The 14,646-nt window shown below is 65.9% G+C and carries 13 protein-coding genes; 7 read left to right on the top strand and 6 right to left on the bottom strand.

The window, feature by feature from the left end; translation table 11 throughout:
• Nucleotides 1-114 precede the first annotated feature (114 nt).
• Nucleotides 115-1,506, top strand: a complete 1,392-nt coding sequence (gene ahcY, locus HZ989_RS01855; RefSeq protein WP_209321956.1) for an adenosylhomocysteinase — start codon at nt 115-117, stop codon at nt 1,504-1,506.
• Between the two features lie 59 nt (nt 1,507-1,565).
• On the opposite strand, the gene HZ989_RS01850 is transcribed toward ahcY, so the two are convergent.
• A complete protein-coding gene (locus HZ989_RS01850; RefSeq protein WP_209321955.1) occupies nt 1,566-2,681 on the bottom strand; it encodes a hypothetical protein in 1,116 nt (371 codons plus the stop codon).
• A gap of 106 nt (nt 2,682-2,787) precedes the next feature.
• Nucleotides 2,788-3,912: a hypothetical protein gene (locus HZ989_RS01845; protein ID WP_209321954.1), complete on the bottom strand. Its 1,125-nt coding sequence runs from the start codon at nt 3,910-3,912 to the stop codon at nt 2,788-2,790.
• Nucleotides 3,913-4,045: 133 nt separating this feature from the next.
• Between HZ989_RS01845 and HZ989_RS01840 the strand changes: the two genes are divergently transcribed.
• The 4 genes from HZ989_RS01840 (at nt 4,046) to HZ989_RS01825 (ending at nt 7,410) form a co-directional block, all read left to right on the top strand.
• A complete protein-coding gene (locus tag HZ989_RS01840) occupies nt 4,046-4,252 on the top strand; it encodes a twin transmembrane helix small protein (protein ID WP_209321953.1) in 207 nt (68 codons plus the stop codon).
• Nucleotides 4,253-4,265: 13 nt separating this feature from the next.
• Nucleotides 4,266-4,838 carry a cob(I)yrinic acid a,c-diamide adenosyltransferase gene (locus HZ989_RS01835; RefSeq protein ID WP_209321952.1) on the top strand — a complete coding sequence of 191 codons (573 nt, stop codon included), beginning with the start codon at nt 4,266-4,268 and terminating at the stop codon, nt 4,836-4,838.
• 70 nt (nt 4,839-4,908) lie between these two features.
• Nucleotides 4,909-6,411 (top strand): CoA-acylating methylmalonate-semialdehyde dehydrogenase, encoded by a 1,503-nt coding sequence (locus tag HZ989_RS01830; protein WP_209321951.1) that lies wholly within the window; start codon nt 4,909-4,911, stop codon nt 6,409-6,411.
• Nucleotides 6,412-6,504: 93 nt separating this feature from the next.
• Entirely contained in the window at nt 6,505-7,410 is a 906-nt protein-coding gene (locus HZ989_RS01825; RefSeq protein ID WP_209321950.1) for a hypothetical protein, read from the top strand.
• Nucleotides 7,411-7,417: 7 nt separating this feature from the next.
• Here the strand turns inward: HZ989_RS01825 and HZ989_RS01820 are convergent, their stop codons facing one another.
• Genes HZ989_RS01820 through secA form a run of 4 tightly spaced genes read right to left on the bottom strand, consistent with a single transcriptional unit; the run spans nt 7,418 to nt 12,041 of the window.
• Nucleotides 7,418-8,584 (bottom strand): aminotransferase class V-fold PLP-dependent enzyme, encoded by a 1,167-nt coding sequence (locus tag HZ989_RS01820; protein ID WP_209321949.1) that lies wholly within the window; start codon nt 8,582-8,584, stop codon nt 7,418-7,420.
• A complete protein-coding gene (locus HZ989_RS15290) occupies nt 8,581-8,880 on the bottom strand; it encodes a type II toxin-antitoxin system RelE/ParE family toxin (RefSeq protein WP_209321948.1) in 300 nt (99 codons plus the stop codon). The genes HZ989_RS01820 and HZ989_RS15290 overlap by 4 nt, the downstream gene beginning before the upstream one ends.
• Nucleotides 8,877-9,146 carry a hypothetical protein gene (locus HZ989_RS01810; protein WP_209321947.1) on the bottom strand — a complete coding sequence of 90 codons (270 nt, stop codon included), beginning with the start codon at nt 9,144-9,146 and terminating at the stop codon, nt 8,877-8,879. Before HZ989_RS01810 ends, HZ989_RS15290 begins: the two co-directional genes overlap by 4 nt.
• Before the next feature lie 39 nt (nt 9,147-9,185).
• A complete protein-coding gene (secA, locus tag HZ989_RS01805) occupies nt 9,186-12,041 on the bottom strand; it encodes a preprotein translocase subunit SecA (RefSeq protein WP_209321946.1) in 2,856 nt (951 codons plus the stop codon).
• 230 nt (nt 12,042-12,271) lie between these two features.
• On the opposite strand from secA, the gene HZ989_RS01800 reads away from it, so the two are divergent.
• Together HZ989_RS01800 and argJ are read left to right on the top strand one after the other, a co-directional pair.
• Nucleotides 12,272-13,243, top strand: coding sequence for a peptidyl-prolyl cis-trans isomerase (locus HZ989_RS01800; RefSeq protein ID WP_209321945.1), 972 nt, complete (start codon nt 12,272-12,274; stop codon nt 13,241-13,243).
• Entirely contained in the window at nt 13,240-14,646 is a 1,407-nt protein-coding gene (gene argJ, locus HZ989_RS01795; protein ID WP_209321944.1) for a bifunctional glutamate N-acetyltransferase/amino-acid acetyltransferase ArgJ, read from the top strand. Before HZ989_RS01800 ends, argJ begins: the two co-directional genes overlap by 4 nt.

Genomic DNA, 14,646 nt, shown 5'->3' with positions numbered 1-14,646 from the left:
GCGGGCGATCATATAAGGACATCCTTATACGATCTTGCTCCTGATACGGTTGGCGGCTATATGCGCGCGATCCGATTTCACGCCAACGGCCCACGTCGCCGGAAAGAGCCGCCCATGCCCGACTATATCGTCCGCGACATCTCCCTCGCCGAGTTCGGCAACAAGGAGATCGCTATCGCCGAAACGGAGATGCCGGGCCTGATGGCGCTGCGCGAGGAGTTCGGTCACGACAAGCCGCTGAAAGGCGCGCGCATCGCCGGCTCTCTGCACATGACGATCCAGACGGCTGTGCTGATCCAGACGCTGGAAGCCCTTGGTGCCGACGTTCGCTGGGCTTCGTGCAATATCTTCTCGACCCAGGACCATGCCGCAGCCGCCATCGCTGCCGCCGGCACCCCGGTGTTCGCCACCAAGGGCGAGACGCTGGAAGAATACTGGGACTATGCGCACAAGATCTTCGAATGGGCCGACGGCGGCTATCCGAACCTGATCCTGGACGACGGCGGTGACGCGACCCTGCTGTGCGTGCTCGGGCCGAAGGCCGAGAAGGACCTCTCGGTCCTGACCAACCCGCAGAACGAGGAAGAAGAAGCCCTCTACAAGGTGATGAAGCGCTACATCGCCGAGAAGCCCGGCTTCTATTCGGCGATCCGCGACGCCATCGGCGGCGTGTCGGAAGAGACGACGACCGGCGTGCACCGCCTGTACCAGATGGCCGAAAAGGGCGAGCTGCCCTTCCCCGCCATCAACGTCAACGACAGCGTCACCAAGTCCAAGTTCGACAACCTCTACGGCTGCCGTGAGTCGCTGGTCGATGCGATCCGCCGCGGCACCGATGTCATGCTGTCGGGCAAGGTCGCCGTGGTCTGCGGCTATGGTGATGTGGGCAAGGGCTCGGCCGCCTCGCTTCGCCAGGGCGGTGCCCGGGTGATCGTGACGGAGATCGACCCGATCTGCGCCCTGCAGGCCGCCATGGAAGGCTATGAGGTCCAGACGCTGGACGATTCCGTCGGCCGCGCCGACATCTTCGTGACGGCCACCGGCAACAAGGACGTCATCACCGTCGATCACATGCGGGCGATGAAAAACAACGCCATCGTCTGCAACATCGGCCACTTCGATTCCGAGATCCAGGTCGCGGGCCTGAAGAACTTCAAGTGGGACGAGATCAAGCCGCAGGTCCACCACGTCGAATTCCCGAACGGCAACAAGATCATCCTGCTGTCCGAGGGCCGACTGGTGAACCTGGGCAATGCGACGGGCCACCCGTCATTCGTGATGAGCGCATCCTTCACCAACCAGACCCTGGCCCAGATCGAGCTGTGGACCAACAAGTCCCGCTACGAAAACCAGGTCTACGTCCTGCCCAAGCACCTGGACGAGAAGGTCGCCCGACTGCACCTGGCCAAGCTTGGTGCCAAGCTGACCGAGCTGTCCACCGAACAGGCGGACTACATCTCCGTCCCGACCGCCGGACCCTTCAAGCCGGACCACTATCGCTACTAGACGGTCGCAAAGGCCCGTATTGACGATGAAAGGCCGGCCGCCTGGCCGGCCTTTTCCGTTCAGGCGGCGATCGCATCCTCTGTTTCGTCGCGCCCTCGAAGGCCGATCTCGAAATCCATGAAGATGTCCATCAGCTCTTCGGCGCCTGCCGCGGTCGCACGCGGGCCAAACCGGAATGTCCAGAAGCTGACGATATGCTGGATGGCACCCAGCTGGTCCCCGAGACGCGCGAACAGATAGGGGGCCTCCAGCAGAAAATCCCGGAAATCCAGCGGATTCCCGTCCTGGGTCAAGCTGGCATAGGCCTCGTCATAGATCTGGAGGGTGGAGCGAACGCCCGCGCAGGTCTTGCCGATCTTGCTTCGGAGCACCTGACGACCGCGGGCGATATACTCTCGTGTCGCCTGGTCGACAGGGCCGGCGACCTGCACGGAGCCCACCCGATCCGCCACTTCGGCGATCTGCGATGTCATGCTTTTCAGGCTCCACTTGTAGTAGAGGAAGCCCTTCCAGCAGAAGACACCTTCCTGATATTGCTCGGGGTTGAGCCTTAGCGTCTGGCCCAGAGCTTCCATGCCGTCTCCGTTGGCGTTGGACAGGATTTTCGACGCCATTCGGTCGATCGAGTTCGCGCTGGCGGAGGCATCGCCCATGCATAGAGCGACCAGAGGCGTAATCTCGGCTTTCACGAAGTTGAGCATATTCTGCAGGTCGGCGTCGCTGAGCGCGAAATAGCAAGGTGCCGGATCGATTCCGGATCGCCTGAGTTGTTCGCGCATCAGGAAGGGGTCCAGAGACGGCAGCTTGTCCATGAGACGGAGCGTATTCACGTCCGGATGCCCGGGTTGAATGCCGAAAACCTCGCCCAGTGTCGCTTCGAAATTGATCTGATCGACGAAGAAGTATCGCCCCCCGGACCTGAGTTCCCCATGATCAATGGGGACAATCACCTTGGTGGCAGTCTGGCGACGCCCGCGAAAGGCATCGGTCTCGTTACGCCGGAGGCGGTGCTTTATAAGCAGACAGGTATTGAGCGCCGGGGTCTGAAACAATGGACGCTCGCGCCACTCCTGCGAGTCCCGATTTTCCCTCGAAATTTTCAGCAGGTTGAGCACTCGTGCTGTAGATGCAGAGCGTTCGAGATATTCAAGGCTTCGAACAGAGCGATCCGACATGAAGCCATACTAACTCGAGATTGATTGAGAATGGCGTACAGTTTAAGGTTTATCGCAGGCTAACAGGCGCACGCTCTGATCGTCAGCCTGTAGACGGCTGACGTCTTCAGGCCGCCAGCGCCGGCGCTTCCGGTCGCTCCGTGCCCGAAAGGCTCAGCTCGAAATCTGACAGCAGATCGATCAGCTCTTCGGCGGTGAGCGGGGGCTTGTCCGGTGCCATCCGGTAGTTCCAGAAGCTGACGATGTGCTGGACGGCACCCAGCCGCTCACCCAGCCGCGCGAACAGCAGGGGTGCGTCGCGCAGAAACTCGCGAAAGGCGGTCGGGCGGCCTTCCTGCGTCAGGCCTCGAAAGGCGGCGTCATAAACGCGCAGCATGTCGGCCGTGGCCTCGCAGGTCACCAGGATGCGGTGCCGGATCTTCTCGCGCGCGCGGTCGATCTCGGCGTACTGTTCGACGTCGACCGGACCCGAGGCCCGGATCCGGTGCACACTGTCGACAACGCTGCCGATCTCGCCCGTGACACTCTGCATGGCCCATTTGTAGTAGAGGAAGCCCTTCCAGCAGAAGACGCCTTCCTCGTACTCGTGGGGGGGTAGTTGCAGGGTCTGCCCCAGGGCGCTCAAATCCTCTCCGGCCGAGTTCGACATCATCTTGGCCGTCATCCGGGCCACCGGGTTCTCTGTCGACAGATCGTTGTCGAGCCCCACGCTCAGGTCGACCAGCGGCCTGATCTCGTCGGCGACGAAGGCCGTCATCCGGGCCACATCGGCCTCGGAGAGGTTGAAATAGCAGGCCGCCGGGGTCCGGCCACTCCGGCGCAGCTGCTCGCGTAGCAGGAAGGGATCGAGACTTGGCAACTCGTCGATCAGCGCCAGCGTCTGCCGGTCAGGATGCAGCGGACTGATCCCGAAGCTCTCCTCCATCGACTTTTCGAAACCGATCTGATCCACGAACAGATAGCGGCCGCCGATCCGCAGGTCTGCGCCGTCGATCGGCAGGACGATTTTGGTGGCGACATAGCGACGGACCCGGAACTGTTCGGTCTCGTTGCGGCGCAGGCGGTGCTTGATGATGAGCGCCTTGTTCAGCATCTGATTGGAAAACAGGGGCTGGGACTTCCAGTCCTGGGTTTGTCCATGCTGACGCCAGACATGCAGCAGGTTCAGCACCCGCGCGGTGGAGGCTGACTTGCGCAGATTGGCGAGGTTTCGGACGGCACGATCGGTCAAACGGAACTCCTGACCCGGCCTTTCTGAACGGCAAAGGTTAGGGGGATGGCGACGAGCGTGGTTTGGCAGGACTTAACGGGGTGCGGCGCGACCGCCGCTGGCGTCCCGGACCGCGGGGGATTAAGAGGCGACCATGGGCATCGTGTTCGACATCCTGATCCTTATGGCCATCCTCGCCGTCGCGGTGGTGCTGGGCTTCGGCATCTATTCGCTGTTTCGTGGCGGGGACTATGCGCGGTCCAATTCCAACCGGTTGATGCGGCTGCGCGTGGTCATGCAGGCGACGGCCGTGGTCCTGCTGATGGCCGGGCTGTGGTGGAGAAACAGCCACGGCGGCTGACGAGGAGACGCGCGTGGTCGTTCTGAACAGGATCTATACCCGCACCGGCGACGGTGGCGACACCGGCCTGGCCTCGGGAGAGCGCGTGTCCAAGAGCGATCCCCGCGTGGAGGCCTATGGCACGGTCGATGAGTTGAACGCGGTAATCGGGGTGGCCCGGCTGCATTCAGGCCAGAACGACCGCATCGACGCCATGCTGGGCCGGATCCAGAACGAGCTGTTCGACCTGGGGGCCGATCTGGCCACGCCGCTGGACCCGCCGCCGACGTGGGAAGCCCTGCGCATGGTGCAGTCGCAGGTCGAACGGCTCGAGGCCGAGATCGACTGGATGAACGAGAGCCTGAAGTCGCTGGACAGCTTCATCCTGCCGGGTGGCTCGCCGCTTTCGGCGCATCTGCACCTGGCCCGGACGGTCGCCCGGCGGGCGGAGCGCGATACCATCCGCCTTGTGGAGACGGGCGCGGCCGTGACGCCGGAGGCCCTGCGTTATCTGAACCGCCTGTCCGACCACCTTTTCGTGGCGGCCCGACGCGCCAATGCCAACGGTGCGGGCGATGTAAAGTGGGTCCCCGGTTCGACGCGGTGACGCTGGCGTCTGTCCCGGCGCAGGGCTAAACCGCCCGCCAGTCAAGAGCATCCAGGTCCAGGGAAACGCCATGCGCGACATTCACCACTTCATCGACGGTGCGTCCTTCGCGGGAACGTCGGGCCGGTTCGCCGACGTGTTCAATCCGAACACGGGCGAGGTCCAGGCCCGCGTCCAGCTGGCCTCGATCGAGGAGATGGATCGCGCGGTCCAGTCCGCCCAGACCGCCTTCGAGGGCTGGTCCAGCACGAACCCCCAGCGCCGCGCGCGGGTGATGTTCGAGTTCAAGCGGCTGGTCGAAGCGAACATGACCGAGCTGGCCGAACTGCTGTCGTCCGAGCATGGCAAGGTCGTCGCCGACTCCAAAGGCGACATCCAGCGGGGTCTGGAAGTGATCGAGTTCGCCTGCGGCATCCCGCATGCGCTGAAGGGCGAATACACCTGGGGCGCCGGCCCCGGTATCGACGTCTATTCGATGCGCCAGCCCCTGGGCGTGGTGTCAGGCATCACCCCGTTCAACTTCCCGGCCATGATCCCGATGTGGATGTTCGGCGTGGCGATCGCGGTCGGCAACACCTTCATCCTGAAGCCGTCCGAGCGTGATCCATCGGTGCCGGTGCGTCTGGCCGAACTGATGATGGAGGCGGGGGCGCCCGCAGGCGTGCTGAACGTCGTCCACGGCGACAAGGCGGCGGTCGACGCTATCCTGACCCACCCGCAAATCCACGCCGTCAGCTTCGTCGGTTCGTCCGACGTCGCCCACTATGTCTATCAAGTGGGTGCCGCCAACGGGAAGCGGGTTCAGGCCATGGGCGGGGCCAAGAACCACGGCATCGTCCTGCCCGATGCCGACATGGACCAGGTGATCAAGGACCTGTCGGGCGCGGCCTACGGCTCGGCCGGCGAACGTTGCATGGCCCTGCCGGTCGTGGTTCCGGTCGGCAAGAAAACCGCCGACGAACTGCGCGAGCGGATGGTGGCCGAGATCCCTACGATGCGGGTCGGCATCTCGACCGACGCCGGGGCCCACTACGGTCCGGTGGTCACCGCCCAGCACAAGGCCCGGGTCGAAGGCTGGATCGAACAGGGCGTGAAGGACGGCGCCGAACTGGTCGTCGACGGTCGCGGGTTCTCGCTTCAGGGCCACGAGAAGGGATACTTCATCGGCCCGTCGCTGTTCGACCACGTCACGCCGCAGATGGAATCCTACAAGGAGGAGATCTTCGGCCCCGTGCTGCAGATCGTGCGCGCCGCCAGCTTCGAGGAGGCCCTGTCGCTGCCGTCGCAGCACCAGTACGGCAACGGCGTTGCCATCTTCACCCAGAACGGCCGCGCGGCCCGCGACTTCGCCGCCCGGGTCAATGTCGGCATGGTCGGCATCAACGTCCCGATCCCGGTGCCGGTCGCCTATCACACCTTCGGCGGCTGGAAGCGCTCGGCCTTCGGCGACACCAACCAGCACGGCATGGAGGGCGTGAAGTTCTGGACCAAGGTCAAGACCGTCACGGCACGGTGGCCGGACAGCGACCTCGAACACGCGGACTCATCGTTCGTCATCCCGACCATGGGGTGAGGCCTCGCCATTGCCCGGCCGGTGTTCGAGGCGACGCAATTCGGTGTTAAGCATTATGGTGGCCGTTAAGCTGAAGCTGGAGTGCCTCCCCGCATGCGTCGTTTCCTGATCTGGTCGGCCCTGGCGGTCATCATCGGCCTGGCCGTCGCCGGCGGCGGCTACTGGGCCTACTGGAACTTCTATGCGCGGTTCCAGCCGGTGACCGTGGCCCGCAACCAGGCCGAGATCCAGCGTCTGCTGGACGAGGCGTCCTGGGTGTCCGAAGGCGGCGGCGGCCAGCCGCTCTACATCATCGGCTATCGCGACAGCGCCGCCAGCCAGCGTTACGAGCGCGAAGAGGCCGGGAAGCTGCGCGCCGGGGGCGTCGAGGTCCGCGTCGTCGTCTTCGCCCGGCCGGACAAGGAGGGCCAGGCCCTGTCCACGGCCGCCGAAAGGGCCACCGTGGCCGAGCTGTGGCTGAGCCGCGACTGGAACCTGTACCAGCGCTGGACCGCCACCCCGGCCCCCAACTGGACGGCGGCGGGTATACCGGCGGCGGACGGCAATCTGGCGCGCTCGGCCGTGGTCGATGCCAGCCGCGCTTTCGTCGCCGAGCTGACCGACCTGCTGCGGGATGCCGGCATTCCGACCGGCTATCCACTGGTCATCTGGCGCGACCGCGAGGGCTTCATGAAGGCCTGCGCCTGTTCCGACGCCCGGTCCTGGGCCTTCATCCGCGACGATTTCGCTGCGCCCGATGCCGTCGCGCCCGCCAGCCTCGACGAACCCGGTGCTCCGGTGCCCCCCGGGTTGCCCGGTCCCGCCGAGCCGGGCAGTCTGCCCTATCCGACCCTGCCCGACATCCCACCCGCCGATGGCCAGGTCGCGCCGCCCCAACCGGCTCAGCCGGGAACGACGGGCCAGCCGGAAGCGTCCCGCCCGCGCACGACACCGGATCGTCCCGGCCCGCCAGCCACATCGCCGCAGCCGACCCAGCAGGAAGATACGACCTTCTTCTAGAGGCCGGTCAGAACAGGCGTCTGCAGGTCTCGATCAGGCGTTCGACGTCGGCGTCGTCCTGATACAGGCCAAAGCCGAAGCGGATGACCTCGTCGCGCACGTCGGTGACGACATTGGCCTCCAGCAGCCGCGCCCGCCACGCCTGGGCGTCCCTGTGCTTCAGCGCCAGGAAACGCGCCCGGGGCGCGTCGTCGCCGGTGATGGGGTTCAGGATTGCGGCCTCGCCCAGACGCCCGCAGTCTCCGGCCGCCAGGGCTTTCGAGAACCGCGCCGACAGCCGGTCCGCATGGGCCGAAATGGCGGCCGTCGTCAGCCCCTGCTCGTCCAGCATCCGGCGCACGCCGTTGAAGCGGTAGATCGGCGTGGACTCGAAGGTCGCGCCCCAGAACCGGCCGGCGTCGGCGCGGTACTGGACCCCGTCAGGCGGCCCCATCAGATTGCCGAACTCCGCGAACCAGCCGGTGACGACAGGGCGTTCGCAGAAGCCGTCCGGCGCATGCAGGAAGCCCGCACCCTCGCCGGTCATCGCGTATTTGTATCCGCCCGAGACATAGAAAATCCGGTCCCCCACCGCCGACAGGTCGGTCGGAGTGGCCATGAAGCCGTGGTAGCCATCGACGATGACCCACGGCCCTTCTGGTCTTGCCAGCGCCGCCAGGTCGTCGATGCAGCCGATCGCCTGGCCGGTCTTGAAGAAGACCTGGCTGACGAAGATCACGTTGTGCCCGCCGCCCCGGGCGGCCGCCGTGAACCGGGCGTCGAAGGTCTCGAACGGCTCCAGCGGCACGCGGGTGACGACGGCGTCGCCGCTCTCTTCCCAGCGCTCGGCCTGGCGGCGAAAGGCGTGGAACTCGCCGTCGGTCGTCAGGATGCGCACAGGCTTCGTCTCACAACCCGAGAAGATGCGGATCAGAAAATCGTGGGTGTTGGGCGCGAACACGACGGTCTCCGGGTCCGGCAGATGCAGCTCTGCGGCGACGTGTTTCTGCGCCTCGGGGATCACCTCGCCCAGGATCAGATCCCATTTCCGGTCGGCGAAATGGTTCGCCTCGACCCAGGCGCGCACCTGACCGTCGAAACTGGCGTCCGGCCAGAGGTGATGGCTGTGGGCCGCGAAATGCAGCCGCTCGTGGTCGAGCGCCAGGGCGCGGGAGAAGAGGGGTTTGTAGGTCATTCGCGCCGTGTGAAAGAGAGGGTCGAGGTGTCTCGCATGGCGTGGACGATCCGTTCGACCAGCACGATCTCGCCTTGGACAGAATAATAGATGTCGTGCGAACGGTAACGCGTCCTGTGCAGACCGCTACCAAACTCAGGGCACGCGGTGAAACGTCTCGGAAAATGCCTGAGGGCTTCACAGTGCGTCTTCAATCCAGCGACGTAGCGGCGCGCGGCTGATCGATTGTCGGTCGCGATGTAATCGCCGACCTCGACCAACTCCTGGCGAGCAACGGCTGCGAAGCGGACTCTCACGCCGGATCGGCGTAGCGGGCCTCAAGCTCAGCGAAAACCTCCTCGGCCGGAATGCTGGGCCGAGGATCAGCCCGGCTTTCCTCGATCAACGCACGGATGCGGGCGATCTCTTCGGGGCTTTCGAAGCGTCGTGCGGCAACCCACTCGCTGACAATCATCGTCAATGCTTCAGCAACCGAGGTGAACTCGCCGGCGGCCACCGCCGCTTCGACGTCCGCATAAACGTCTTCGTCGAGCTCGGCGGTAATGGTTTCGTGCTTGCCCATGGCGGTCCTCGCTGGACCAAGACTACCACAGGGTGGGCGTCAGACCAGCGCCCCGTGGCAATGCTTGAACTTGCGGCCCGAGCGGCAGGGGCAGTCGCCGTTGCGGGGGGTACGCTCCCAGCCGGCCGGCAGAAGCTCGACCGGCAGACGCGACCGGGCGTCGCCAGTCAGCTGCCCTTCGGGGTTCTGGGCCAGCGGATCGGCCATTTCGTTGACGCCGGTGCCGGGGTTCAGGTGGATTTCCTGGAACTCGGGCATCTCCATCGCGGGCGGGGCCTCGAAACGGAACTCCACCGTCATCAGCCAGCGCGTCACATTGTGCCGCAGTTCGTGCAGCAGGGTCTCGAACAGGCTGAAGGCCTCGGTCTTGTACTCGTTCAGCGGGTCGCGCTGGCCATAGCCACGCAGGCCGATGACGCCGCGCAGGTGGTCCAGATGCACCAGGTGCTCGCGCCATTGCATGTCGATCATCTGCATCAGGAACTGCTTTTCCAGTCCCCGGGTCTGGTCGGTGCCCAGCTGTTCCAGACGTTCGGCGGCGCGGGCGTCGGCGGCGTCCTGAAGGCGCTGTTCGACCTCCTCGTTGGACACGCCTTCCTCGGCGGCCCAGTCGTGCAGCGGCAGGTCGAGGCCCAGCGTCGACTTTACCTTCTCGTCCAGGCCGTCGATGTCCCACTGCTCGGCATAGGCCTTCGGCGGCATGAAGCGGTCGACCAGGTCGGTGACCACGTCGCGCCGGAACTCCCCGACCAGTTCGGACAGGTCGTCGGAATCCATGAACTCCTGGCGCTGCTCGAACACGGCCTTGCGCTGGTCGTTCACGACGTCGTCGTATTTCAGCAGGTTCTTGCGGATGTCGTAGTTGCGGGTCTCGACCCGCTTCTGCGCCGTCTCGACCGCGCGGTTCAGCCAGGGGTGCGAGATCGCCTCGCCCTCGGCCACGCCGAAATTCCGCATGATCGCATCCAGCCGGTCGCCGGCGAAGATGCGAAGCAGGTCGTCCTCGCAGCACAGGAAGAATTTGGACGTGCCGGGGTCGCCCTGACGGCCGGTGCGGCCGCGCAGCTGGTTGTCGATGCGGCGGCTTTCGTGACGCTCGGTGCCCAGGACGAACAGGCCGCCGGCATCGAGGGCGATCTTCTTCTGGACGGCGATGTCGGCCTTCAGCCGGGCCTCCTCGGCGGCCAGCATCTCGGGCGTGACCTCGATGGCGAGGTTGCGCTGGTCCAGCCGGTATTTCTCCAGCCGCATTTCCAGGTTGCCGCCCAACTGGATGTCGGTACCGCGGCCAGCCATGTTGGTGGCGATCGTGACGGCGCCGGGCAGGCCCGCGTCCGCGACGATGAAGGCTTCCTGTTCGTGCTGGCGGGCGTTCAGGACGTTGTGCGGGATGCCCTTGAACCTGGTCTCGTACTTGATGTCCCAGGCGGCGTCGCCGACCTTGGCGGCCTCCTTTTCCTTGCCGACAAAAGCCGGTTTGAGGCTGCGCGACACCTCCACCTTGTGCTCATAGTTGCTGAGAATCTCCGACAGCTGTTCGGACTTCTCGATCGAGACGGTGCCGACGAGGATCGGCTGGCCCCGCTCGCGGCAGTCGGCGATCTGGCGCGCGATCGCCTGAACCTTCTCGGCATAGGTCCGGTAGACCTCGTCGTCATGGTCGATGCGCTGGACCGGCCGGTTGGTGGGAACCTCCAGCACATCCATCTTGTAGATGTCGTGGAACTCCTGGGCCTCGGTGGCGGCCGTGCCGGTCATGCCCGACAGCTTTTCATAGAGGCGGAAATAGTTCTGGATCGTGACCGAGGCCAGGGTCTGGTTCTCGGGCTGGATCTTGACGTCTTCCTTGGCCTCGATGGCCTGGTGGAGACCCTCGGACAGGCGGCGACCGGTCATCATGCGGCCCGTGAATTCGTCGATCAGGACGACCTCGCCGGCCTTGATGATGTAGTCCTTGTCCTTCTGGTACAGGGTGTTGGCGCGGAGCGCCTGGTTGACGTGGTGCACCAGGCTGATGTTGGCGGCGTCGTAAAGACCCGTCGTGTCCTCGGCGAAATGGCCGCCTTCCTCCAGCAGTTGCTCGATCCTCTCGGAGCCTTCCTCGGTCAGCAGCGACTGGCGCTGCTTCTCGTCGAGGTCGAAGGTCGTCGGGTCCTTGATCAGGTCCTTCACCAGGGCGTCGCAGATCTTGTAGAGATCCGACCGGTCCTCGGTCGGCCCCGAGATGATCAGGGGCGTGCGCGCCTCGTCGATCAGGATGGAATCGACCTCGTCGACGATGGCGAAATGGTGCGGGCGCTGCACCATCTCGCGTCGGTCATAGACCAGGTTGTCGCGCAGATAGTCGAAGCCGAACTCGTTGTTGGTGCCGTAGGTGATGTCGGCGTTGTAGGAGGCCTGGCGCTGGCCCTGGCTGAGGCCGTTGACGATCACGCCGACCTCAAGACCCAGGAACCGGTAGACCCGACCCATCCATTCGGCATCGCGCCGGGCCAGATAGTCGTTGACCGTGATGACGTGAACGCCCTTGCCCGACAGGGCGTTCAGATACACCGGGGCCACGGCGACGAGGGTCTTGCCTTCGCCGGTCCGCATCTCGGCGATGCCCCCCTCGTGCAGGATCATTCCGCCGGTCAGCTGCACGTCATACTGGCGCTGACCCAGCACCCGCTTGGAAGCCTCGCGCGACACGGCGAAGGCGTCGTCCAGCAGCCTGTCCAGGCTCTCGCCGGCCGCGACCCGGTCCTTGAAGGTCTGGGTCATCATGCGCAGCTCGTCATCGGACAGGGCGGCGTATTTCGGCTCCAGGGCATTGATCTTCTGGACCCGGCCCATGAAGTCCCTGACCTTGCGGTCGTTGGAAGAGCCGAAGAATTTCTTGGCAAAGCCGAGCATGGGCGGTCCGGAAACGGTCGAGCAGTCGATAGCTCTGGAAAAGCCCTGAACGGGCGTCGACGAACGCCCCGTGAGTGGCTGCCGGACGAGGCGGCGAAACACGCCGCGCATACGATCGAAAACCCCTCGACTTGGGCGCAGGCGGGACTTAAGCACCGGCCCTACCCCTGTCAACGCGAGGGGCTTTTCGGCCCGGCGTTTGGACCCCTTCAGTCGGAACGGAGCGTCCGATGCGACATTCGCGCAACCCCTTCACAGTCCTGGCTTTGACCGCTGTTCTGGCGCTGGCCGCCTGTGGGCGCGGCGGCGGCAGCGACCAGCCGCCGGAACCGGGCGACCGGGCGGTGGCCAGGGTCCAGGACCAGACCATCTGGGCCTCCGACGTCAAGCGCGAGGCTGTGGCGCAGGGGCTGGTGGGCGAGGGCGAGCCCCTGGACATCACCTCCAACCTGTTCCGGCGTGTGCTGGACGAGGTGGTGGATCAGAAACTGCTGGCCCGCGAAGCCGAGCGGCGCGGCCTCGACAACTCCGCCCTCGCCCAACGACGGCTGGAGGCGACCCGCGAGCGCATCCTCGGCGACATGCTGGTCGAGAACGTCGTCAATGGCGCGATTTCGGATCAGGCGGTCCAGACCCTGTATCAGGAACAACTGCGGCTGGCCCGGACCTCCGAGGAGATCCGGGTCCGCCTGATCCTGTCGCGCTCCCGGCCCGAGGCGGACGCCGTCATCGGCATCCTGGGGCAGGGCGCGTCGTTCGAGGCCGTGGCCCAGGAACGCTCGATCGACGAGGCGACGCGGTTCTCGGGCGGCGACCTCGGCTATTCGACCGCCGACGTCATGCCCCAGGCCTATGCCAGCGCGCTTCGTGATGCCCCCGCCGGATCGACGGTCGGCCCGTTCCAGACCGAGGGCGGCTGGGCCGTGCTGCGGGTCGAGGACCGCCGCCGCGAGAGCCCGCCGACGCTGGATCAGGCCCGCCCCCAGATCGTTCGCTATCTGACCTACGAAGGCGTGCGCCAGCTGCTGGAGGAGCTGCGCGGCAAGGCCAGGGTCGATGTGCTGCTGGCCGCCGAGGGCAATGCGCCCCAGGAGCCCGCCTCGGCTCCGCGCATGGCCGCGCCGACGACCCCCGCACCTGCGTCGGCCGCCCCCGCAACCGCTCCCGCTCCCGCCCCCGCACCGACGGCGACCGCCCCATGAGCGCCGATCCGAAGAAGCCCGTCTCGACCGGCAAGGCCATCGAACAGGCCTTCGAAAAGGCGCTGGATCCCTTCGCCACCGCCATCCGCAAGGCGACCCAGCCCCACGCGACGGCACCGGCTGCGGCACCGGCCACGCCCGGCAAGCCCGGCCTGAAGGTCTCGCCCCTGGCCGTGCCCTTCCCGACCATTCCGCCGGTCGGCGGGGTCGAGATCACCACCGCCCGCGCGGGCTTCTACAAACATGAACGCGACGACCTGGTGGTGTTCCGTTTCGCCCGCGGCACGACCTGCGCCGGGGTCTTTACCCGCCACAGGATCGGCTCGGCCCCCGTCGACTGGTGCAAGCGCCAGCTGGACGCGCCGGGCGGAGGCCTCGATGTTCGGGCCCTGGTCGTCAACGCGGGCTGCGCCAATGCCTTCACCGGCAAGGCCGGAGCCGATGCGGCCCGCCGCACGGCCTCCGAGGTGGCCAAGCGGTTCGGCTGTCGCCAGCGCGACGTCATGCTGGCCTCCACCGGGGTGATCGGCGTCCTGCTGGACGACCGGAAGATCGCGGCCAGGCTCGGCGAGGTGGAGACGAAGCTCGACGGCGACACCCCTCACACCGAGCAATGGGCGGCGGCGGGTCTGGGCATCATGACCACCGACACCTTCCCCAAGGGCTCCTATGCCGAGGCCCGGATCGACGGGGTCAAGGTGCGGATCGCGGGGATCGCCAAGGGCTCGGGCATGATCGCGCCGGACATGGCCACCATGCTGGCCTTCATCGTCACCGACGCCAGCATCCATCCGAACGTGCTGCGGGCCATGCTGGGCCTGCATGTGCGGACCACCTTCAACTCGGTGACGGTCGACGGCGACACCTCGACCAACGACACCTGCCTGCTGTTCGCCACGGGGGCCTCGGGCGCGCCCCGCATCGGCCGTCTGGGCGACCGGCGGCTGAAGGAGTTCAGTGCCGCGCTGGAAAAGGTCATGCTCGACCTGGCGCACCAGCTGGTCCGCGACGGCGAGGGGGCGACCAAGTTCGTGCGCGTCACCGTGGACGGCGCCGCCAGCCCGGCCTCGGCGAGGAAGCTCGCCAAGTCGATCGCCGACAGCCCCCTGGTCAAGACCGCCATCGCCGGTGAGGACGCCAACTGGGGCCGGGTCGTCATGGCCGTCGGTAAGACCGAGGAACCCGTCGACCGCGACCACCTGGCGATCCGCTTTGGGCCCAACGTGGCGGCCGTCGACGGAGCGGTTTCCCCGACCTACGACGAGGCGAAGATGAGCGCCTATATGAAGAAATCGGAGATCGAGATCAGCGTCGACGTCGGCTCAGGCCGCGCCTCGGCCACCGTCTGGACCTGCGATCTGACCAAGGGCTACATCGAGATCAACGGGGATTACCGGAGCTGA

This window comes from Brevundimonas sp. AJA228-03 (genome assembly GCF_017795885.1).
Lineage (GTDB): Bacteria > Pseudomonadota > Alphaproteobacteria > Caulobacterales > Caulobacteraceae > Brevundimonas.
The sequence above is the reverse complement of the archived record's forward strand: the minus strand, read 5'-3'. Positions and strand labels throughout refer to the sequence as shown.